The organism is Alcanivorax sp., from assembly GCF_019431375.1.
GTDB classification, from domain to species: Bacteria; Pseudomonadota; Gammaproteobacteria; order Pseudomonadales; family Alcanivoracaceae; genus Alcanivorax; species Alcanivorax jadensis_A.
The window spans coordinates 2533009-2554875 of the sequence record NZ_CP080267.1; the positions used below are offsets into that span (position 1 = coordinate 2533009).

Genomic DNA, 21867 nt, shown 5'->3' on the forward strand with positions numbered 1-21867 from the left:
ACAGCGGCTCGACAGAGAGCCGCTGCCTACCTTTTACTCTCCCGCCAAACGATCCCTCTCTTCAATTCTCTCCAAAATCCAGGATTCCACCTCGTCAGACACCCACCCAGAGGCTCGGCCGCCCAACTGCACCGGCTTGGGGAAGGCACCCTCGCTGGCCAACTTGTAAATGTACGAACGGCCCAGCCCGGTGGTGTCCATGACTTCCTTCAAACGCATGATCTTCATGAGACTCTCCTTCAACTCATGAGATAGCGCTCGCCTGTATTTTTTTACTCACTCCTATCTCCGGCTGGTACCGAAGTGTCTGATCCCCATCCCGTATTGCTTGGTCTTGGCTTTCGCCAAGTAGCTGATGCGGCTAAATAAACCCGCCACCTCAGCTTCCCCACCAGCTGAACCCACATTGACTCGGTATACGCAGCTGTAGGGGAAGTGAACCAATCCACTGCCCTCATCTGGCCTCAACCCGACGGCTCGTGACCACGCCTTCACAATGCGCTCGGCAAGGTTCTTCGCTGGCCTGTCCGCCAGCGAGTCTCGCGGCACGTCCGGATCAGGCATTGCAGCCCCTTCCCCCTTCGCAGAAGGCAGGCTCCCTAGCTGCCGGTAAGTATCCTTGTTAAAGAACAGGCAAACATGGAAATGAGGCTGATCACTGCTGTCCTGCTCTCGTACCCAGATATATCGGACGGCGGTGTCATGGACCCGCTTACCTTCGCTACGTCTACGATTAACGTCAGCTTTTACTTGTTCTCGCAACGAGCTGATAAATCGCCCCATCACAAACTCCAGCTGAAAGTGATGACGCTCAGGTAGACGCAGATCGAGTCTCACAGCCAACGTTCGAGGGTGTTCAGACAATGACCAATCCAAGGTCTCTTTGAAGCGGTACAGATATTCATGCACTAGCGGTCCATGCTGAAGCTGGACCTCATAGCCATGCCAAGAGCCTGTGTGGTGTAGGGAAAGGTTGGTGTTAAGAGGGTGCCGGTTAATCATTAATTTCTCCTATGAGAATTGTTTGCTCATAGGAGGTGCCTGTGTGTAACTTTCGACCGGCACCAAAGTGGATAAATAGCGCTGCCCGGCTTTTGGGAGCCGGGCAGCTAATAATCCTGATTGGGTATCCCAGCCTTCAACAAGTGGGCTGGATGACAAACCCTATATATCTATTTACCGACAATCAGAAATGGAGCTGCCGGACACAGAACGCAGGTTCCAACAACTGGCAGCCCTGCAAATCCCTCAGCGAACCACCATCCATTTAAATCAATCAGTTGAAGCAGCCCGAGGGTACCGCTTACCAACACTCCGAAGACCAAAAGAAAAGGCCTGATACTCCTCTAGTGCCCCTTCCGGACCTAAGGCACACTTAGAATGCTGCACCCAGCGCCGTCTTCGATTGTCCGGCTTCATTTCTACACGCCAACAGCAATTCTGGAACTGCTCAGGAAGCCCCTCTCCGTAAACGAGAATCGAGGTATATAAAACTGTCATTTTTGGATCGGACAGCGGCATGATCTGGCATCTTACCCCTGAAAGTGCCAATTTCTGTATTTCAGTGTCTGAGATCAGAATCTCCCAAACTTTTAAAGCCTCTTTGATAGCAGAATAGGCTACTGCATCAACAACCGTTGAGTTTTCCCCTAGCAGCGAATCAGCCGCTGACAAATCCTTTCTAATCTGCCCAATCAGCCCGTTTTTACTATCTCGAAAGTCCCATCCACCATCATGCAAACAGCTGTTAACTATCTGACTGGCATACCTGTTAATCAACATCTGCAAGTAGGCGATGAACGGGGCTCGAGGCTCATCCCTGAACCACTCATGCAGCCTCATCAGGGTACCTAGCCCTCTTTCTATCTCGAATGCAGCTTCAAACCACTTTGCATTTTGCGCACTCAACGGCTCCAATCTATCCTGTCTCGCCCAATTCAGGCGGACAATAGACTGAGCCTCGTTTGTCAGGAATTGTCTGATGACTGCTGATTGGGAGTACATCCCGTGCGCACTTCTAAATCCCCCCAGTTCGTCAACATACTTTGAAACCCTCAGCAGTAAACAAACCTGCCCACCTAGCCCAAGAAAGTCAGGGTGGGCAAGATTGAGAAAATAAGCCCCCTTTGAGAGTCCAAACAAATATCGCCCGGTCACCCCAGGGACACGACTCCGAATATAACCCAGCTCCATCAGCTTACTTAACTGAGACCTCAGACCGTCCGCACTCAATCCCGCTATGCGCTTGAGATCACTGGCCCCAACATCAGAAACAGCCCCAGCCGCATCTGACTTCACGAGCAATGCCGCTAGAACCACCCTGTTGTATGGCGTCAGCCATTTCGAGCCAAGTCGACCTACTTCGTCGCCCCCTGCAGTTAACACATGTTCAACAACTGCCTCCAAGTTTCTGCAAAGCGCCTCCCCCTTCACACTATCCAGCCTTTCAACAAACCCCTCATCCAGGAAATACTGGTAACGCCCATTTTCACTTACCGGCTGGACCACCTCTTTCTTTATTAATCCACAGCCCACAAGCTCATTGATCCCCTTAGACACTACACGGTCATTTACCTTGTAACGCTTTACAAAATTCGTCACTGTAACAGGAGTGCCCCAAGAATCTGGATCGCTCACCAACCTGTAAAGGAAGTAGCGCGTCGGGCCAGAAATCGATGCAAGGCCAGTCTCTCGGTCAAATTCCTGCGACGTTTTAAACAAACAAAGCATCTAATCGCCCCCCAAATCAGGCAACCCTATCGTAAAAATACCACCGGGTATATTTTTTTTGGTACGATATCACGTTAAATAAACGCTATTCGTATATTTAAAATGTGAAGAGAAACCAGGCATGGGAAGACCCGAATTAACACCCGAGGAGTGGCTAACGACAGAGGGTGAAATGATCGATTGGCTGACAAAGCATCTAAGCCGAAAGGGAATCCATCCCCAATCCCCTTGTCCAGCAGATCCTCGCGCCGAACTCATCCGGGCCGTACATTTTTTAACCAATGGACCAAACGGGCGACATGAATTCAGCAAGTTAAAATCTGCCTGGAGGAGGTACAATTCTGACAAGAAACGGGGGAGCCACGTTATCCAGGTGAGACTCCCTCCGCGCACCAGGCAGCAGCTTTTCACACTGTCTAAAGGAACAAGCGTTTCCGAAACTGTAGAGAGGCTAATCAAGGAGGAGAGTCGCTTTCAAAAAAACAAGCACCAGGAGATCAAAGACGCTATAGAAGGGGAGATTAGACGCCATGAACAATCCGCTCTATCTCAACTAGACAAAGCCCAGAAGGAGTCCTCTTTCCTTAAATCACAAAATAAAAAACTTGAGGCCGAACTCTGTGCAGCCCAAAGCGAAATAGGCAACATATTGCTTATCGTTTCCGAGCTGGAGATTGCCATAGGTGCACAAGCCGGAGATGACCTGGGACTGTCATCAAGCGACAAACAAGAGGCACTCCATCGACAAGCGAAATTGCTCGATTACTACACAGCGCGCATAAAGGCGACAGCCTCACTCCCTCCACACCAAGAATAAAAATCCGTCACAGACCAACAATCTGCCCCCCCATTAAGGGTAGAGCTGCATAGCTGAGGGCCAATTAGTCGAAGCTGCCAGAGCTTCTTAAATCCTGTTGAACCCTATGCAACGCCTGGACATCTCAGACCAAGCCAAGAAACCCAGTTGAGACTTGCTGCCAAATCAACCGGTGGGCAAAATGGTGGGCAAAAAAAGAAAATCCAACATCAAAACAAGCTCAATACATTGATTTATTTATATTTTTATTTTTTGATCGATGAGAAGATCCAGAATATCGAATAAGCCCCGCGCCGCTTTTCTTTTTCAGAAACCGATATCCCGGTAATGCCGGGATATTTTTTCAATGGCGATCACATAGGCCGCCATTCGGTAATCGTCGATTTTTGGATTCTCGTTACGGGTGCGAATAATTTCCTGCAGGGCCAGGCGCATGGAGTCATCCAGCCCCGAACGCACCAGGTCGAACTCGTCGGCGCCACGGGCCAGCTGCTTGACGATATGTTCAGGCACCTTGGTATCGGTGGCCTGCTCGATGGCATCAATCACGTGCTGGCCACGGGCTTCGTGAAAGCGTTTGTCCAGGCGCCCGAAGCGCACGTGGTTGAGGTTACGAATCCATTCGAAGTAGGAAACGATCACACCGCCCGCATTGCAGTAGGCATCGGGGATAATTTCCACGCCTTTTTCGCGAAGAATCCGGTCCGCTTCAAAGGTTACCGGACCGTTGGCCGCTTCCGCGATCAGTTTGGCCTGAATGCGCGGCGCATTTTCCGTGGTAATGACCCCTTCCAGCGCCGCCGGAATCAGGATGTCACAGTCACGCTCCAGTGCCTGAATCCCCTCTTCCAGATAGTCGCCATGGGCAAAGCCTTTCACCCCACCGGTTTCCACGATGTGCTGGCGCACCGCCCCCACATTGAGGCCATCTTCATTGATGATGGCGCCGTCCCGTTCGATGATGGCAGTGATGCGACAATCGTCTTCGGTTTCCAGGAAATGCGCCGCGTGATAGCCCACGTTACCCAGCCCCTGAACAATCACGCGTTTGCCTGCCAGTGAACCGGACAGCCCGGCACGCTTGATTTCTTCCGGGTGACGGAACAATTCACGCAGCGCGTATTGCACGCCCCGGCCGGTGGCTTCATTGCGGCCACGGACCCCGCCATGCTCCACCGGCTTGCCGGTCAGCGCGCCCATGTAATTGATGTCGTTGGGGAACATCTGCTTGTAGGTGTCCACCATCCAGCCCATTTCCTGGGGGCCGGTGCCCATATCCGGGGCCGGCACATTCACCGACGGGCTCAGGTAGCCCTTGTTGATCAGCTCACGGGCAAAGCGGCGGGTGATGGCTTCCAGCTGGTGACGCTGGTATTTTTTCGGGTCGATCACCAGCCCGCCCTTGGAGCCGCCGAAGGGCACATCGACGATGGCGCACTTGTAGGTCATCAGCGCCGCCAGCGCTTCCACTTCATCCTGATCCACAATGGGCGCGTAACGGATACCGCCCTTGGAAGGCAGCCGGTGATCACTGTGAGTGGCACGCCAACCGGTGAAGATCTCGGCCTTGCCGTCGATCTCCACCGGAAAGGATACCTGCACCACGCTCTGGCATACCTTCATGGCTTTGCCCATGCCGGCATCCAACCCCATGATGTCGATGGCATGATCGACCATGTGTTCAACGCTTTCCCGAAATGACATGCCCTGCTGGGCAAACTTGGTATCGCTCATGGCTGCTCCGTCAGTCCTGTTGTTCTTGGTAGAACCAGAACATTAGCAGCGCTTTCGAGGCAAGGGTGTTTGTGCTTTGTTATGCCCTGTTAACGTGCACGGAAGTGCCAGTCAGCGCGGCACCGCCAACACCGCAAAGGTGTCACCCACATTCACCAGAGCCGGATGGCGGCGGCCGATCAGCAGGCCATCACAGGGCGCGCAATACTCCACCGGGGGCTCGCCGGTACGTTCCAGGGAATGCACCCGTGCCAGCACATCGCCAGCGCGGACGCTGTCACCCAGGGCCACCGCAAATTCCAGCAGGCCACGATGTTCGCTGATCCGGTAATACTCGCTGCCGGGAATCTCCAGGGCCTGTGACGCCACCACCGCCGGATCACCCGGCAGGATGCCGGCAAAACGCAGCAGGTTGTCCACGCCGCGCTCGGCCAGCGCCACGGTCTGCGGTGTGGTGGTGCCGCCGCCGCGCAGCTCGGTGCTGACGAACACCGTGCCGCGGGCCTCCACCACGCTGTCGTAGAGCACGTCGCCTTCCAGCTCTGCCATGAACAGGGTGTAGGGCGCCCCGAAGGCCGTAGCGGCGGCCAGGCAACGGGCTTCGAACTCCCGATCGGCCATGCGGTGGGTGGCGGCAAAGGGCAGCAGATCCAGGGTGCGGCCCCCGGAGTGGATATCCAGTGCCAGATCACACAGCGGCACCAGATAGCGGGTGAGGTAGTCGGCGATCTTTTCCGTGAGAGTGCCTGCCGGATTGCCGGGGAAAGCCCGGTTCAGATTGCCGCCATCCAGCGGCGAGGTGCGGGTGCCATTGAGCACTGCCGGGTGGTTGAGCATGGGCACGATAATCACCCGCCCGTGAATGTCTTCAGGTTGAAGACGGTTGGCCAGCTTGAGCAAGGCGGTGATGCCTTCGTACTCGTCACCGTGATTGCCGCCGGAGAGCAACGCGGTAGGGCCCTCACCGTTGCGAACCACAGTGATGGGTATCATCACATTGCCCCAGGCGGAGCCGTCGTGGGAATGGGGCAGTTTGAGAAAACCGTGCTGAACGCCGTCCCGGTGGAAGTCCACGGTGGCAGTGATGGGGCTGTCTTGCATAACGGCATCGGGTCCGAGGCTGAGAATGTTGGCGGGGGCGTCTGTCATGCCCCCGGTTACTCTCTATGATGCGCGCTTTGCCGGGATCGCGAACAGTGCAATTTCGCGCCGTCAGCGATACCGGCCCCCGCCACCTTCCGGCTCAGAAGTCGTCGGTCACCGCCCCCTCGCTGGCGGAGCCCACCAGGCGCGCATATTTTGCCAGCACACCACGGGTATAACGCGGCGGCGGTTGCTGCCAGTTGGCACGCCGGCGAGCCAGTTCTTCATCGGACAGATCCACCGTGAGGGTATTGGCCTCGGCATCGATGGTGATGCGGTCGCCGTCTTCCAGCAGCGCCAGCGGGCCGCCATCAAACGCCTCCGGGGTCACATGCCCCACCACGAAACCATGGCTGCCGCCGGAAAAACGCCCATCGGTGATCAGGGCCACGTCATTGCCCAGACCCCGCCCCATGATCGCCGACGTGGGGGTGAGCATTTCGCGCATGCCCGGACCACCGCGAGGCCCTTCATAACGGATCACCACCACATCGCCGGCAACCACGGTGCCGTCATTGATGCGTGCCTGGGCCTCCTCTTCCGAGCCGAACACCCGCGCCGAGCCGGAAAAGTGGGTGCCTTCCTTGCCGGTGATCTTGGCCACCGCGCCCTCTGGTGCCAGATTGCCGTAAAGAATGCGCAGGTGGCTTTCCGCTTTCAGCGGTGCGGACAACGGCGCAATGATGTCCTGCTCCGACGGATACGGCGCCACCCCGGCCAGGTTCTCCGCCAGGGTGCGACCGGTGACGGTCAGGCAGTCACCATGCAACAGGCCGGCATCCAGCAAAATTTTCATCAACGGCTGAATACCACCGATGGCCACCAGTTCGCTCATCATGTACTGCCCGCTGGGGCGCAGGTCCGCCAGCACCGGCACCCGCTTGCCGATTTCCGTGAAGTCGTCCAAGGACAACGGCACCCCCACCGTCCGTGCCATGCCCAAGAGATGCAGTACCGCATTGGTGGAACCGCCCAGGGCAATCACGATGGTGATGGCATTTTCAAAAGCCTGGCGGGTCATGATGTCGGACGGCTTGATGTCCTGCTCCAGCAGGTGCAATACCGCCGCACCGGCCCGCTCGCAGTCTTCCCGTTTATCCTCGGACACCGCGTTCTGCGCCGAGCTGCCGGGCAGACTCATCCCCAGCGCCTCGATGGCCGAGGCCATGGTATTGGCGGTGTACATGCCACCGCAGGAGCCGGGGCCGGGGATGGCGGTTTCCTCAATCTGCTTGAGTTCGATCAGGTCCATGTCACCGCGGGAATGGGCGCCCATGGCTTCGAACACGGAGACGATATCGGTGTGGCCCTTGCCGGGCAGGATGGTGCCACCGTAGACAAACACACTGGGGCGATTGAGCCGGGCCAGACCGATCAGACAACCGGGCATGTTCTTGTCGCAACCACCAATGGCCACCAGCCCATCAAAGCCCTCGCAGCCGGCCACCGTCTCGATGGAATCGGCAATCACCTCGCGGGACACCAGCGAATACTTCATCCCCTCGGTGCCATTGGCGATACCATCGGAAATGGTGATGGTATTGAAGATCACCCCTTTGCCACCGGCCCCGTCGGCCCCTGCGCAGGCCCGCTCCGCCAGTTCACCGATATGGCTGTTGCAGGGGGTCACCTGGCTCCAGGTGGAGGCAATACCCACCTGGGGCTTGCGGAAATCCTCATCGGTAAAGCCCACCGCCCGCAACATGGCACGGCCGGCCGACTTGCCCGGGCCATCCACCACCTTGGCGGAATGGCGGCGGCGCGGATCGTCCTGGGGATCGCTCATGTTCTCTCCTTGTCCGGTGCCGGGAAGCGTCTGAATCATTGCAGACATCTTCCCCATGGAATGGGTTACAGGGGGAAACGGTAACCTGTGACGGCTCGCACTGCCATCACAAGGCGCATATGACGTGCCGCCCCCTTTACGCCTATAATGCGCGCTTTATCGGGATCGCGAACAGGATCGTCCTCACTATGGCCGACAAAGGCACGCTGTATATCATTTCCGCCCCGTCCGGCGCCGGCAAGACCAGCCTGGTGGCGGCGCTGGTCGACAAGCTGGAGCAGGTGCGCATCTCCGTCTCCCATACCACCCGCGCCATACGCCCCGGGGAAGAAGACGGGGTGAACTACCACTTCACCGACCGCGACACCTTTGTTCGCCAGGTGGAGCAGGGCCGGTTTCTGGAGCATGCCGAGGTGTTCGGCAACCTGTACGGCACCAGCGCCGACTGGGTGGCCCAGACCCTGCGCGGCGGCGATGACGTGATTCTGGAGATCGACTGGCAGGGCGCCACCCAGATCCGCAAGCAACTGCCGGATTCAGTGAGCATCTTTATCCTGCCGCCGTCCCTGGAAACCCTGGCCGAGCGCCTGCGCGGGCGGGACACCGACGACGAATCGGTCATCCAGCAACGCCTGGACGGCGCCCAGGACGAGATGAGCCATTACGGCGAATTCGACTATCTGGTGGTCAATGATGATTTCCAGCGTGCCTTGTACGAACTGGAAGCCATCGTGGAGGCCCGCCGGCTGATCACTGCCCGTCAGTCCGCGCGTCTGGCTGACACCCTCAGCAACCTGCTGGCGAAGCGCTGATCCGCGAAAACAGAGGGCACTGCCAGCCTTTCCGCCCTACGGCAAGCCCTTCTGCTGGACTGGTCAGCAATTCACCAGTAAAATCGCTTCCCCTCGCGAATTTCAGGCGTTGCCGACATCGGCACCGCCACCCTGTAGGAGAACAGCATGGCCCGTGTAACCGTTGAAGATTGCCTGGAAAAACTGGATAACCGCTTCGAGCTGGTACTGGTAGCCGGCAAGCGCGCCCGTCAACTGCAGACCGGTGGCAAGGAACCCCGCGTGGCCTGGGAAAACGACAAACCCACCGTGGTGGCCCTGCGTGAAATCGCCGAAGGTCACGTGACCTCCGAATCCGTGGACAACCCGATCGCTGATCGCAGCGCCGACGTGGATGAGTTGGCCCTGCTGACCCAGTCCTTCGGCGAGTAACACCGTTTCCGGCAAGTGCCCGCCTGGGCACTTGCCTGTATTTCCCCTCCTCTCTGCGACTTTCCCCTTCCGCGCTCTCTGCCCGGAACATTCATTGCCTGTGACTATCGCGCTTGTCATGGACAAACCCCGCCCCCAAATCTAAGCTAAGGCTAATCCCTAATCATTACTCCGCCCCGGGCGTGACGAGGACTTTTGCCCACCATTCATAACCTGGAAAAACGGTTACGCAGTTACCTGGACGACGATCAGATCGCCCAGGTCGTACGCGCTTACCATTTTGCCGAGCAGGCCCACGAGGGGCAGTACCGCCGCACCGGGGATCCGTACATCACCCACCCGCTGGCCGTGGCCAACATCCTCACCGACATGCACATGGACCATTCTTCGCTGATGGCCGCCATGCTGCACGACGTGATCGAGGATACCGGCATCTCCAAGGAGCAGCTGGCCGGGGAATTCAGCGAGGAAGTGGCCGAGCTGGTGGATGGCGTCTCCAAGATCGCCCAGATCAAGTTCGAGTCCAAGGCGGAGCAGCAGGCAGAAAACCTGCGCAAGATGATGCTGGCCATGACCCGGGACATCCGCGTCATCCTGATCAAGCTGGCCGACCGCCTGCACAACATGCGCACCCTGCATGTGATGCGCGCGGAAAAGCGCCGCCGCATCGCCACCGAAACCCTGGAGCTGTATGCCCCCATCGCCTTCCGGCTGGGCATGTACAACATGCGGGTGGAGTACGAGGATCTGGCCTTCCACGCCATTTATCCCATGCGCGCCCGGCTGATCGGCCAGGCGGTAAAAAAGGCCCGCGGCAACCGCAAGGAAATCCTCACCACAATCAAGGCCAGCCTGGAACACTGCCTGGAAGAAGAAGGCATCGAGGCACGAGTGCTGGGCCGCGAAAAGCACCTGTTCAGCATCTACTCCAAGATGAAAGAACAGCACAAACCCTTCGCCGACATCATGGATGTGTTCGGTTTCCGCATCATCGTGGATCGGGTGGATACCTGTTACCGGGTGCTCGGTGCGGTGCACAACTACTTCACCCCGATCCCCGGCCGCTTCAAGGACTACATCGCCATTCCCAAAGCCAACGGCTACCAGTCCCTGCACACCACCCTCAAGGCGCGCTCCGGCATTCCCCTGGAAATGCAGATCCGCACCGAGGAAATGGAGGCCATGGCCAACAACGGCATCGCCGCCCACTGGCTCTACAAGGCCGAGGATGAGCCCGGCTCGCCCACCCACAGCCGCACCCAGAGCTGGATGCAGCGGCTGCTGGAATTGCAGCAGAAAGCCGGCAACTCCATGGAGTTCATCGAGAACGTGAAGGTGGACCTGTTCCCGGACGAAGCCTATGTGTTCACCCCCAAGGGCGACATCAAGGAACTGCCCGGCGGCGCCACGGCGGTGGATTTTGCCTATGCGGTGCACACCAAGGTGGGCAACAAGTGCGTGGCCGCCCGTATCGATGGCAAGCTGGCGGCGCTCTCCACGCCGCTGGAATCCGGCCAGACAGTGAAGATCATCACCGCCCCCAACGCCACCCCCAACCCGGCCTGGCTCAACTTCGTGGTCACCGGCAAGGCACGCACCAACATTCGTCACTTCCTCAAACACCAGCGTCGCGAGGATGCGGTGGAACTGGGCGAACGGCTGCTGGAAAAGGCCCTGCATTCCTATGACATCGGCATGGACGAGCTGCCCATCGAGCGGGTGGTGAGCGAGCTGGCCGGCAACGGCTACGTGGAGCTGGACGACCTGCTGGAAGACATCGGCATGGGCAATCGCCTGGCGCCTCTGGTGGCCCGTAAACTGGCCGGCGCCCGCGATGACGACGAGCGCCAGCACGAAGACGACCGTCGCCCACTGGCCATTCGCGGCAGCGAAGGCCTGATGGTCAGCTATGCCAAGTGCTGCCTGCCGCTGCCCGGCGATACCATCATCGGCCACCTGAGCGCCGGTCGCGGCATCGTGGTCCACCGGGACACCTGCAAGAACCTGCTGGCGGAAATGCGCAACGCCCCGGAAAAATGCATCGCCCTGAGCTGGGACAAACAGGTAGAGCAGGAATTCACCGCCGCCCTGCGCATCGAGCTGATCAACAAGCGCGGCGTGCTCGCCACCCTGGCCAACAGTGTCTCCGAGCTGGGCTCCAACATCGACACCATCGACATGGCCGAAAAGGATCCCACCCTCACCAGCCTCAACGTGACCATGACGGTAAAAGACCGCATCCACCTGGCGCGCATCATCAAGAAGCTGCGCACCCTGGACAGCATTGTGCGCATTCACCGGCTTTGAGTTGCAAGTTTCGAGTTGAAAGTGACAAGGCGCGCCCAAGGACCGAGATAACCATTTATCTCCTTCCCCGCGCGTAGCCCAATTTAGCAGCGTCCAATCGCGGGTAAAGCATTGCCGACAGTGACACCATATCCCGCGTTGCGACTTGAAACTTGCAACTTGTCACTCATTCCCCACCGTGCCAGCATAGCCGCTTCCCAATTTTCCGTCTGCCGGCCCAGGCCGGGGGCACAACCAACGAAGCACCTATCATGTCCAATCATTCCGTGATCAGCACCGACAAGGCACCTCAGGCCATTGGCACCTATTCCCAGGCCATCAAGGCAGGCTCTACCGTTTACCTGTCCGGCCAGATCCCCCTGGTGCCCGACACCATGGAACTGGTGGACGGCGATATGGAAGCGCAGATCGAGCAGGTATTCAGCAACCTTACCGCCGTGTGCGAGGCCGCTGGCGGCAGCCTGCAGGACATCGTCAAGCTGAACATCTTCCTCACCGATCTGAGCCACTTTGCCCTGGTCAACGAGGTGATGGCGCGCCACTTCAAGCAGCCCTACCCGGCCCGGGCCGCCATCGGCGTGGCCGCCCTGCCCAAGGGCGCCGGGGTGGAAATGGACGGCATCATGGATATTGCATAATCCCCGCAACAAGCCACACGCATCATGCAACACGCCCGCTTACAAGCGGGCGTTTTTTGTTACCAAACCCATTCCGTGGAAGGGAAGACAACCGCGACCAAAAAGCGCACCATTTGGATACAACGTCATCCGATATGGAGGGACTGCGATATGGATACCGCGACCCACGACCTGCCCACCCTGTTTGCCCAGCTCGGCCTGGAAAACAGCGAGTCAGCCATCGAAGACTTCATCCATCAGTACGCCGGCACCCTGAAAGACAGCATGCACCTGCACCAGGCGCCGTTCTGGAACGACGCGCAGGCGCGCTTTCTGGCGGATGCCATCCGCGAAGACGCGGACTGGGCCGAAGCGGTGGACAGCTTGAGCGCCCTGCTTCGCCACTAAGCTCTGTGCCGGAGTAAAGTCAGAGCAACTCTGCCAGCGCTTCTTCCACCGCCGCCGGCCAGTCCCCGGGGGACATCTCTACCCAGGGATGTTCACCGTAGGTGGCACTGGAAATCACCACATCCGGCTTCAACACCGCCAGTTCCTCCCGCAGGCTGGCTGCCAGCGTGGCCTTGTCACTCATGCCGGGCAGATAGCCGCTGCGCCAGCGACCACTGTTGTCCATCAGAATGGTGTCACCGGTAAACAGGTAACGCTTGCCGTGGGGTGAGGCATAGAAAAAGCAGACGCTGCCCCGGGTATGGCCAGGCGTGGGCAGGATACGAATGTCGGCGCGCACTTCCGGGCTGTCGCCAAAAGGTTTGGCCACCGGCGTAAAACGCTCCGCCTCGGCCTGCTCTTCTCCATGGATAGACAGCTCACAAGCAAATCGCCGACGCAGGTCAGCCAGGCTGCCACCCACTTCATCCTGATGGCTCAACCACTGGTAACGTACCCCGCCCAGTTCGGCCATATGCTGCCATTCGTCCTCGTGGCTGCTGTTATAGAACAGCACATTGCCGGTTTCCCGGGTGAGCAGATAGGCGTGGGTAATCAATCCCGGCGCCGGGTGTTCGGCACGGGTCTGCCAGAGATCCGGATACAACTGTTGCATGACATGGCTCCTCATCAATCAATGACGAGACGCCAGCCTGAAACCTGAACCTTTGTTTAGGTCAAGCCAGTTGCAACACCCGGGCAATACGGTCGAAGAAAAAGCAGTACACCAACAGCGGAAGGGGCAAGCCCAGCAGGGAGCCAAGCAGATAATCCCGGCGTTTTACCCCGCTGAGCGCCAGGGTGTAATTCAGGGCAGGCATGGTCTGGAACAATAGGCGCAGCAGCACCACGCTGCGCACCGGGTGACGGTCGAGCCGGGCAAGAATCTTCCTTGCCAGCGGCTTGTCGATATCCCGCAGAGCACTGCCACCGACACCCTGCACCACCTGGAAGGTCACCAGGCAGGATACGCAGGCCGCCACATAGGTCACCAGCCCGCCGGCCACCGTGCCCAACGCCAGTATCGCCGCCGCCAGAAACGGCCAGCCCGGCAACTGGATCAGGTTACCGATGGCAAACGCCAGCACAAACAGCAGGACACCCACCACCAGATTGGCTTCCAGCAGCGCCCGCAGGGCCGGCAGGGAAAACTGCTCACGCAGGCCGGTGAGCTCCACAAGGAGCAGCACTGTCACCAGCACCACGGCCAGCAGGATCAGTCGTCGATAGCGTGTCATGGCAATGGGCAAGGCCAAATCCGGATTCCTGTTTCAGAGTCAGGATTCAGTGTAACCGATTGGGGGAAGGCTGGAACGTGAAGGGGTCGGAGGAGTAGCAAGTCTCAAGTTTCAAGTTGCAACGCGGAAAATCGCCGAGCCATCCTTGAGCCACCGCCACCGCGTTTCCAGCTTATGTGCGCGGGCACGTCTTGGCCGCTACTGCCATGTCGTCTCGCGTTGCAACTTGAAACTTGTAACTTGCCACTCACCCCAGCGCCAGTTCCGAATCGAGCACTGCCTGATACCCTTCCGGCAACACATCCGCCCAGGCATCCAGGCCGACGCGCAGGCCTTCCAGGCTGTCTGCCACCAGATTGGCGTGGCCCAGCTTGCGGCCCGGGCGCACGCCCTTGCCGTACCAGTGGACTACACCCGGGTGCTGCAGCCAGGCGCTTTCGAAGGGGGTACCGATCAGGTTCACCATGGCAGTGGGGCCGTGCACGTTCAGCGCGTGCAGGGGTACGCCGGCCAGGGCATGAACGTGCAGATCGAACTGGGACCAGTCGGCACCTTCGTGGGTCCAGTGGCCGGAGTTATGCACCCGCGGGGCAATCTCGTTGACCATCAGCTGGCCATCGGTTTCGAAGAACTCCACCGCCATCACACCGGCGTAGTCCAGCTCTTCCATGATGCCCTTGAGCATCTGCTCTGCCGGTTTCTGCAGGTCGGCGCAGGCATTGGCCGGCGCCAGGCTCAGGCGCAGGATGCCATCCACATGCCAGTTGCGGGTGAGCGGGTAGAACAGGGTCTCGCCGCTGGTGCTGCGGGCACCGACAATGGACAGTTCACGACGGAAAGGGATCTTTTGTTCGATGATGGCCTTGCCGGCCAGCTCGCTGGCGGGCACCGCGCTGAGATCGCCGCCTTCGCCAACGATCCAGGTACCGCGACCGTCATAACCACCGGTGCGCGCCTTTACCACCACGCCACCGAACTTCTCCACCGCCGCATCCAGATCGCCCGGCTGGTCCAGGGTCACCCAGGGAGCGGTGGGGATACCCAGCTTGTCGAGCATGGATTTCTGGGTGAAGCGGTCGGGGATCACTTGCAGGGCACCCCGGGCCACACAGCGGTCACTCTTCGCCAGTTCGGCGGACAGGCCGGTTTCCGGGAACGCTTCGCGCTCCACAGTGATCACCGGGTAACGCTCCAGGCATTCCTCCCAGCTGATCGGCACCGCCAGATCCGAGGTGCCGGGCAACAGCAACGCCCGCTCCGGGTCGTAACGATCCACTACAAGGCCCAACCGGGCCGCCGCTTCCGCCATCATCAGGCCAAGCTGGCCACCACCGAGAACGAGCACGCGATTCATCAGCCTTCACCCAGCTCAGCATTGGCCAGCACGTCGGCGGCACGGGAGGCTTTCCAGTCAGCAATCTTCTGCAACTGCTCCGGGTTGCCGGCGGCCAGCATCTGCGCTGCCAGCAGGCCCGCATTCCAGGCGCCGGCGGCGCCGATGGCCAGGGTGCCCACGGCCACGCCCTTGGGCATCTGCACGATGGACAACAGGCTGTCCCAGCCGGACAGGGTGCGGCTTTTTACCGGCACGCCCAGCACCGGCAGCGGGGTCAGGGAGGCGATCATGCCCGGCAGGTGCGCGGCGCCACCGGCACCGGCGATAATCACTTGGTAACCGTTTTCGTGGGCGCTTTTGGCAAAGTCGTACATGCGCTGGGGGGTCCGGTGGGCAGACACCACTTCCGCCTTCCAGCCCACACCGAACTGGGTCAGGGCGTCACAGGCTTCTTTCATGGTCTCCCAGTCGGACTGGGACCCCATTACCACGGCAACCGGTGTGCTCATTCGCTTCACTCCATCGCGCCCACCACGGGCTTTTGCGAGCCTTGGGCCCGCCACAGAAAAAATTGAGGCGCACACTTTACTAGCGCGTGCGCGGGAGGCAAGTCTGCTGTAGGGACAGTGAATAGTTAACAGTGAACAGTTAATCGTTAAAAGAGAAAAATAAGCTTTAAATTCAAATTGTTACTGGAACGTCTCGCACTTTCCCCCGGTTTTGGTGGCTGGCGCCGTTTATCGGCTGATCAGGGCGGCGTAGCCATCCTGGTAGCCCGGATAGCGCAGGGTGTAATGCCCCTGGCGAATGTACTGGCTGCGAATGCGCTTGCCGGCGGGCGCGTCATCGGGCACCGCCAGGGTCAGCCCCTGCTGCTCGGCCAGCCATTGCAGCACGTCCAGATTGCGTCCCCCCACGTTGTCGGTACCGATCACCAGCGGCGGCATCTCCTGCCCGGCCAGCCAGCCATCGGCCACACTCTTGAGCAGGCCCACACAATCGTCCCGGTGGATGCGGTTGGTCCACTGAGCTGATGGCAGCTCTTCCTCGCCCCGGGCCAGCCGCGCCGCCTTGTCGATCTGGCGATAGCGCCCCGGCCCATAGATGCCGGAAAACCGCACCACGGTACAGTGACTGCGGATGCTCAGTTCCTCTTCCGCCGCCAGCAGCACCTTGCCGTTATAGCGAGTCGGTTTGGGCGGTGTCAGCTCATCCACCTCGCCCTCCACATCACCGAACACCGCCGTGCTGGAGACAAACACCACCGGCGGCAGCGGCTGCTGCCCGGCCAGAGCATCCAGCAGGGTTTGCGGCGCCCGCACATAGGCCTTCAGGTAGCCTTCTTCGCTGTACTCGGATGGCGTCATGATGATGACGACCAGATCGACCGGATCCGGCGGCAGCATGGCGGCCCCTTCCAGCAGATCCTGGCTGTACAGCTCCACCCCGGCGGGGCAGTGACTGCCCCGGCGAATGGCACTGACCCGATGGCCCTCCGCCAGCAACTGCTCCGCCAGACCGGTTCCCAGATCTCCCAGACCGGCAATCAGAATATGGGACATAAATGCAAAACCAATGAATAGTTAATAATGAATAATTAATAACGAAAAGCTTCCTCATCCCGAGGCCTGAACGCACCTGACACGATTACCGATGCCTGCGCCCTTGCTCGCGAGTTATTAACTATTAATTATTCATTATTAATTAATCAGCGCTCTGGCATCCCCTCTTGCGGGTGTGCACAATGAACTATCATCGACTAAACGTATCGACGCCATGACACTAACAGAACTTCGCTATTTAGTCGCCCTGGCCCGGGAACGCCATTTTGGCCACGCGGCCCAGGCCTGCAACGTGAGCCAGCCCACTCTCAGCGCGGCAATCAAGAAGCTGGAAGAGCAGCTCGGCATGCCCCTGTTTGAACGACGCCCCCGGGAGGTCGTCGTGACCCCGCAGGCCGAGCCCATCGTGGCCCAGGCCCAGCGGGTGCTGGAACAGGCGGACCTGCTGACCCAGATGGCCATGAGCCAACAGGATCAACTGGGTTCGCCACTGCGAGTCGGCGCCATTTTTACTGTGGCACCTTACCTGTTCCCCACCATGGTGCCGAAAGTGCGTGCTGCGGCACCGGAAATGCCCCTGTTTATCGAAGAGAACTACACCCACGTACTGCGTCGCAAGCTGGAACAGGGCGACCTGGATGCCATTATCGTGGCGCTGCCCTTCTCCGGCGGCGGCCTGGTGCGGGCACGCATGTACGAGGAATCCTTTTCCGTGCTGCTGCCCGGCGATCACCCCTGGACCGCCCAGAAGGAAATCGCCCCGGACCAGTTGCTGGACGAAACCCTGCTACTGCTGGGTGAAGGCCACTGTTTCCGGGACCAGGTGCTGGAGCTGTGCCCGGCCATCGATTCCCAGCGCCAGCGCAATCTGGTGCAGATTGAGGGCGGCTCCCTGGAAACGCTGCGCCACATGGTGGCCAGCGGCCTGGGCATCACCGTGCTGCCCAACTCCGCCCTGCACCAGCACGGCTACGACAAGGCCACCTTCGCGGTACGCCCCTTCAAGGCCCCGGTCCCGGCGCGCACCATCGCCCTGATCTGGCGAGACAGCTTCCCGAGGCCGAAAGCCATCGAGGTGCTGCGCCAGGCGGTGCCAAAGGAAGGGCTGGCCGGTTGATGAGGAACGAGAAGCGGGGTTCGAGTTACGAAAACCCGAACCGCTTTTTGCTTTTCGCCACTCGAACCTCGTTACTCGCACAGGAATTCAACGGCTGACTGATGTCCGGTGACAATCTCGCATCCCTGCCCATCACCCGCCTGAAAGGCGTGGGCCCGGCAGCTGCCGAACGGCTGGCCAAACTGGGCCTGCACAATCTGGAAGATGTGCTCTTCCATCTGCCGTTTCGCTATGAAGACCGTACCCGCATTACCCCCATTGGCAGCCTGCGCCCGGAAACCGGGGTGGTAATCGAAGGCCAAGTCATGGCCGCGGATGTGGTGTTCGGGCGCCGTCGTTCGTTGCTGTGCAAGGTGGCCGATGGCACCGGCATGGTGACCCTGCGCTTCTATCATTTCAGCGCCGCGCAGAAGAACAATCTGGAACGCGGCCGCACCATTCGCGTGTATGGCGAACCTCGCCCCGGGGCTGCCGGGCTGGAGTTTTATCACCCCGAATACCAGGTCGGCGAGACCCTGCCCCCACTGGAAAAGGCGCTGACGCCGGTCTACCCCACCACCGAAGGCGTCAGCCAGAAACTGCTGCGCAACCTGGCCGGCCAGGCACTGCATTATCTGCATGGCCACCCACCGGCGGAACTGATCCCCGCTGACCTTCTCGACCAGCGCGGTCTGCCGTCGCTCACCGACGCGCTCAGCAAGCTGCACAACCCGCGCCCGGATGACCCGGTCAACCTGCTGCTGGACGGCAAGCACCCGGCGGTAAAGCGACTGGTGATGGAAGAGATGGTAGCCCACCAGCTCGGCATGCTGCAGAAACGGGCCGGCCAGAAAGCCTTTCACGCCCCGCGCCTGCATGCGGACGTCCTGTTCGAACAACTGCAGGCCAGCCTGCCGTTCACCCTCACCGGCGCCCAGCAGCGGGTAATCGGTGAACTACTCAACGACATGGGCAAACCGCATCCCATGCTGCGGCTGATTCAGGGGGACGTGGGCTCCGGCAAGACCCTGGTCGCCGCCGCTGCGGCCCTGGCTGCCATCGAATCCGGCTACCAGGTGGCGTTGATGGCCCCCACGGAACTGCTCGCCGAGCAGCATCGGGACAACTTCCTCCACTGGCTGGCACCGCTGGACATCCAGGTGCACTGGCTGGCCGGCAGCCTGGGCGCCAAGGCCCGCCGGGAGACCCAGGCGGCGCTGGCGGACGGCAGCGCCCATATCGTGGTGGGCACCCATGCCCTGTTTCAGGAAGCGGTGCAGTTCCATCGCCTGGGCCTGACCATCATCGACGAGCAGCATCGCTTCGGCGTTCAGCAGCGCCTGGCCTTGCGCGAAAAAGGCCGTTTCGATACTCGACATGGCATCCAGGTCCCCCACCAACTGGTGCTCACCGCCACCCCGATCCCCCGCACCCTGGCCATGAGCGTCTACGGTGATCTGGATACCTCGGTGATCGATGAAATGCCCCCGGGGCGCAAACCCATCGACACCCTGGTGCTGCCGGAAGGGCGCCGCCCCCAGGTGATCGAACGCATTAACGATGCCTGTCGGCAAGGCACCCAGGCCTATTGGGTATGCCCACTGATTGAGGAGTCCGAGGAGATTCAGGCCAGGGCGGCGGAGGCCTCATTTACGGACCTGCAGGCCGCCCTGCCCGACCTCACCGTGGAACTGGTGCACGGCCGCATGAAGGCCAAGGAAAAAGCCGAACGCATGGCCCGTTTTGCCAGCGGCGAGGCCCAACTACTGGTGGCCACCACTGTCATCGAGGTGGGCGTGGATGTGCCCAACGCCACCCTGATGGTAATGGAAAACGCGGAACGGCTGGGCCTGGCCCAGCTCCACCAGCTGCGCGGCCGTGTCGGCCGGGGCGGCGAGCAAAGCTACTGCCTGTTGCTGTACCAGACACCGCTTTCACTCACCGCCAAACGGCGCCTGGCAGTGATGCGCGACACCACCGACGGCTTTGTGATTGCCGAGGAGGATCTGAAACTGCGCGGGCCCGGCGAGTGGCTGGGCACTCGCCAGACCGGTGACATGGCGTTCCGCATTGCCGACCTGGTGCGCGACGAATCCCTGATGGAGCCCGCCCGTGAGGTGGCCGACAAGCTGCTTCATGGCCACCCCGACAATGTCGAATCACTATTGCGGCGATGGCTGAAGGGAGGGGAAAGCTATGCGGACATTTAATTCCCTCCCGCCAACTCACTGGGTGACTTTCACCGTCACGGTTTCCACCCCTGCATAGCTGACTACCTGCAAAATCTGATCATCTGATCCGGGAAGAACCTGACCACCCTCTACAGACACCTGATAGCCATCGGGATAATGCCGTTCCGGCACAAAGATTTCGGTGATGGAGCCGGGCGGGAAGGTGCCGTTTCCATCCGCTCGCTGTGTGGAATACGTCAGTTGAAAAGTTTTGTTCTTGCGATCGAAGCCGTAACTCTCCGGCACCCCGGCTACACGCCGCGGATAAGCCCGCACCAGCACATCCAGTTTTTCCTGATTCAGGTTTTCGGCCAGCGGTGGATCAGAGGGGTGAGAAATAATGCCCTCTTCCGGGCGCTCACAACAAACGTCACGGTTCCACCATGCCCAGTACTGCCAGGAAACACGATTCTTTGCCGCCAGATCAATCAGACGTTCGATAGTGACCAGATCATTCGAGGCACCAAACTCACTAAGCATCAACGTATCACTCAATTCCCTGGACTGCTTTTCCGCATTGGTAAACACCATCTGCTCTTCCAGTTCGCACCCGGTATCACTGAGCGGCAGCCCCGGTAACCCCGGCGTTTTCGCCAAACAGTAATTGTGGAAAGACATGCCGGCCTTAACGCCTTCACCCACACCACCATGCGCAGTATCTGCACCATTGTTAAAGGTGACGAAAGGTTCATAAAAAATAATTGCCGTATCATCCTCTTCCCGCACCGCATCGGCAGCCCGACGGCTGACAGCGGTGAGCTTTTTGTCCTGATCTGTCAGCAAGCAACCCAGCGGGTTTGCACAGAGCGCCAATGCAGAACCAGGAAAAGGCTCGTTCCACAAGTCATAACCCAGCAACCTGTCCACGTCCTTGATACGGGAAGCCACCCGGCGCCAGGCTTCGGCAAAGGCATCATGCATGGGCCGGCCTGCCAGATCCTGGTCGTTATCCAGGAAATGATCATAGGCACGCCACAAGGCGGGCATCAGGAAATAGTTACCTGGAAAGCCGAAATCAGGCTGGTTGGGCAAACCGTCATCAAACACCGTCCAGTCGGGAAAGCCCTCCCCGCTGAACTTTTCGTTATACATATCCTGGTGAAAATCAAACAATACCCACAGACCGGCATCGGATGCCGCCTGGGCGGTACGGTATAGCGACTCCAGGTAATCGGTATCGTACTGGCCCGGCTCAGGCTCAAACGCCTTCCAGATGAACCCCAACCGAATGGTATTGAAGCCCTGGCTGGCAATATAGTTCAGGTCATCCTCCCCAAACCCGATCGCTTCGGGCGTGTAGGACGGCAGCTTACTGATCTGGTTCACCCCCTGCAGAATCACCACCCGGCAATCCGCATCAATCACCCAGCGTCCTGCCTGCCCCAGCCTTCCTGCGGAAACCTCTTCATCACAGCGAGACCGGGCCTCCACGGGAGGCGGACTGTCGGGCTGCCCCTGCTCCTGGGCAACATTGTCCTGGCTTGCAGGAGGCGTAGCACTCCCGCCACTGCCACCGCCACACCCGACCAGAAAGGCGAACGGAACCAGAAGCATACGCTTGAGCACCAACTGGCAATGTCTTGTTATTTGCATAGCACAC

The 21867-nt window shown here is 59.6% G+C and carries 20 protein-coding genes; 8 read left to right on the top strand and 12 right to left on the bottom strand.

The features are described 5' to 3' along the window. Positions 1 to 33: 33 nt before the first annotated feature. The 3 genes from KZ772_RS11850 to KZ772_RS11860 all read right to left on the bottom strand — a co-directional run bounded on the left by KZ772_RS11850 (position 34) and on the right by KZ772_RS11860 (position 2730). A complete protein-coding gene (locus tag KZ772_RS11850) occupies positions 34 to 228 on the bottom strand; it encodes an AlpA family transcriptional regulator (RefSeq protein ID WP_102790838.1) in 195 nt (64 codons plus the stop codon). Between the two features lie 54 nt (positions 229 to 282). Then, a complete protein-coding gene (locus KZ772_RS11855) occupies positions 283 to 1002 on the bottom strand; it encodes an inovirus Gp2 family protein (protein ID WP_290536774.1) in 720 nt (239 codons plus the stop codon). A 270-nt stretch (positions 1003 to 1272) separates the two neighbouring features. After that, complete coding sequence (locus KZ772_RS11860) at positions 1273 to 2730, bottom strand: hypothetical protein (protein ID WP_290536775.1); 1458 nt, start codon at positions 2728 to 2730, stop codon at positions 1273 to 1275. Between the two features lie 121 nt (positions 2731 to 2851). Here KZ772_RS11860 and KZ772_RS11865 point away from each other — a divergent pair, with 121 nt between their 5' ends. Then, positions 2852 to 3547 (top strand): hypothetical protein, encoded by a 696-nt coding sequence (locus KZ772_RS11865; protein ID WP_290536776.1) that lies wholly within the window; start codon positions 2852 to 2854, stop codon positions 3545 to 3547. Positions 3548 to 3853: 306 nt separating this feature from the next. Here KZ772_RS11865 and KZ772_RS11870 read toward each other — a convergent pair whose 3' ends face one another. From KZ772_RS11870 to ilvD, 3 genes are all read right to left on the bottom strand, one after another. Continuing rightward, the gene (locus tag KZ772_RS11870) at positions 3854 to 5281 is read right to left on the bottom strand and encodes a Glu/Leu/Phe/Val dehydrogenase (RefSeq protein ID WP_290536777.1); all 1428 of its coding nucleotides are present in this window, start codon (positions 5279 to 5281) and stop codon (positions 3854 to 3856) included. Between the two features lie 111 nt (positions 5282 to 5392). Next, positions 5393 to 6382: a N(2)-acetyl-L-2,4-diaminobutanoate deacetylase DoeB gene (gene doeB, locus KZ772_RS11875; protein WP_290539476.1), complete on the bottom strand. Its 990-nt coding sequence runs from the start codon at positions 6380 to 6382 to the stop codon at positions 5393 to 5395. Positions 6383 to 6524: 142 nt separating this feature from the next. Further along, on the bottom strand, positions 6525 to 8210 hold the full coding sequence (ilvD, locus tag KZ772_RS11880) for a dihydroxy-acid dehydratase (RefSeq protein ID WP_290536778.1): 1686 nt from the start codon (positions 8208 to 8210) through the stop codon (positions 6525 to 6527). Positions 8211 to 8398: 188 nt separating this feature from the next. Between ilvD and gmk the strand changes: the two genes are divergently transcribed. The 5 genes from gmk to KZ772_RS11905 all read left to right on the top strand — a co-directional run bounded on the left by gmk (position 8399) and on the right by KZ772_RS11905 (position 12765). Then, on the top strand, positions 8399 to 9022 hold the full coding sequence (gmk, locus tag KZ772_RS11885; protein ID WP_290536779.1) for a guanylate kinase: 624 nt from the start codon (positions 8399 to 8401) through the stop codon (positions 9020 to 9022). A gap of 147 nt (positions 9023 to 9169) precedes the next feature. Beyond that, a complete protein-coding gene (rpoZ, locus tag KZ772_RS11890; RefSeq protein WP_062814950.1) occupies positions 9170 to 9433 on the top strand; it encodes a DNA-directed RNA polymerase subunit omega in 264 nt (87 codons plus the stop codon). 195 nt (positions 9434 to 9628) lie between these two features. After that, the gene (gene spoT / locus KZ772_RS11895) at positions 9629 to 11740 is read left to right on the top strand and encodes a bifunctional GTP diphosphokinase/guanosine-3',5'-bis pyrophosphate 3'-pyrophosphohydrolase (protein ID WP_290536780.1); all 2112 of its coding nucleotides are present in this window, start codon (positions 9629 to 9631) and stop codon (positions 11738 to 11740) included. Between the two features lie 251 nt (positions 11741 to 11991). After that, positions 11992 to 12378: a RidA family protein gene (locus KZ772_RS11900; protein WP_290536781.1), complete on the top strand. Its 387-nt coding sequence runs from the start codon at positions 11992 to 11994 to the stop codon at positions 12376 to 12378. Between the two features lie 150 nt (positions 12379 to 12528). Next, a complete protein-coding gene (locus tag KZ772_RS11905) occupies positions 12529 to 12765 on the top strand; it encodes a DUF2789 domain-containing protein (RefSeq protein WP_290536782.1) in 237 nt (78 codons plus the stop codon). A gap of 19 nt (positions 12766 to 12784) precedes the next feature. Here KZ772_RS11905 and KZ772_RS11910 read toward each other — a convergent pair whose 3' ends face one another. From KZ772_RS11910 to KZ772_RS11930, 5 genes are all read right to left on the bottom strand, one after another. Next, entirely contained in the window at positions 12785 to 13420 is a 636-nt protein-coding gene (locus KZ772_RS11910; protein ID WP_290536783.1) for an MBL fold metallo-hydrolase, read from the bottom strand. Between the two features lie 61 nt (positions 13421 to 13481). Further along, on the bottom strand, positions 13482 to 14060 hold the full coding sequence (locus tag KZ772_RS11915) for a VTT domain-containing protein (protein WP_290536784.1): 579 nt from the start codon (positions 14058 to 14060) through the stop codon (positions 13482 to 13484). 229 nt (positions 14061 to 14289) lie between these two features. Continuing rightward, complete coding sequence (locus KZ772_RS11920) at positions 14290 to 15396, bottom strand: 5-(carboxyamino)imidazole ribonucleotide synthase (RefSeq protein WP_290536785.1); 1107 nt, start codon at positions 15394 to 15396, stop codon at positions 14290 to 14292. After that, positions 15396 to 15887 (bottom strand): 5-(carboxyamino)imidazole ribonucleotide mutase, encoded by a 492-nt coding sequence (purE, locus tag KZ772_RS11925; RefSeq protein ID WP_290536786.1) that lies wholly within the window; start codon positions 15885 to 15887, stop codon positions 15396 to 15398. Before purE ends, KZ772_RS11920 begins: the two co-directional genes overlap by 1 nt. Positions 15888 to 16115: 228 nt before the next feature. Continuing rightward, complete coding sequence (locus tag KZ772_RS11930) at positions 16116 to 16940, bottom strand: NAD-dependent epimerase/dehydratase family protein (protein WP_290536787.1); 825 nt, start codon at positions 16938 to 16940, stop codon at positions 16116 to 16118. A gap of 214 nt (positions 16941 to 17154) precedes the next feature. Here KZ772_RS11930 and KZ772_RS11935 point away from each other — a divergent pair, with 214 nt between their 5' ends. Together KZ772_RS11935 and recG are read left to right on the top strand one after the other, a co-directional pair. Next, entirely contained in the window at positions 17155 to 18057 is a 903-nt protein-coding gene (locus KZ772_RS11935; protein WP_290536788.1) for a hydrogen peroxide-inducible genes activator, read from the top strand. Between the two features lie 101 nt (positions 18058 to 18158). Beyond that, a complete protein-coding gene (gene recG / locus KZ772_RS11940) occupies positions 18159 to 20246 on the top strand; it encodes an ATP-dependent DNA helicase RecG (protein WP_290536789.1) in 2088 nt (695 codons plus the stop codon). Between the two features lie 15 nt (positions 20247 to 20261). Here recG and KZ772_RS11945 read toward each other — a convergent pair whose 3' ends face one another. After that, on the bottom strand, positions 20262 to 21860 hold the full coding sequence (locus tag KZ772_RS11945) for a cellulase family glycosylhydrolase (RefSeq protein WP_290536790.1): 1599 nt from the start codon (positions 21858 to 21860) through the stop codon (positions 20262 to 20264). Positions 21861 to 21867: the final 7 nt, after the last annotated feature.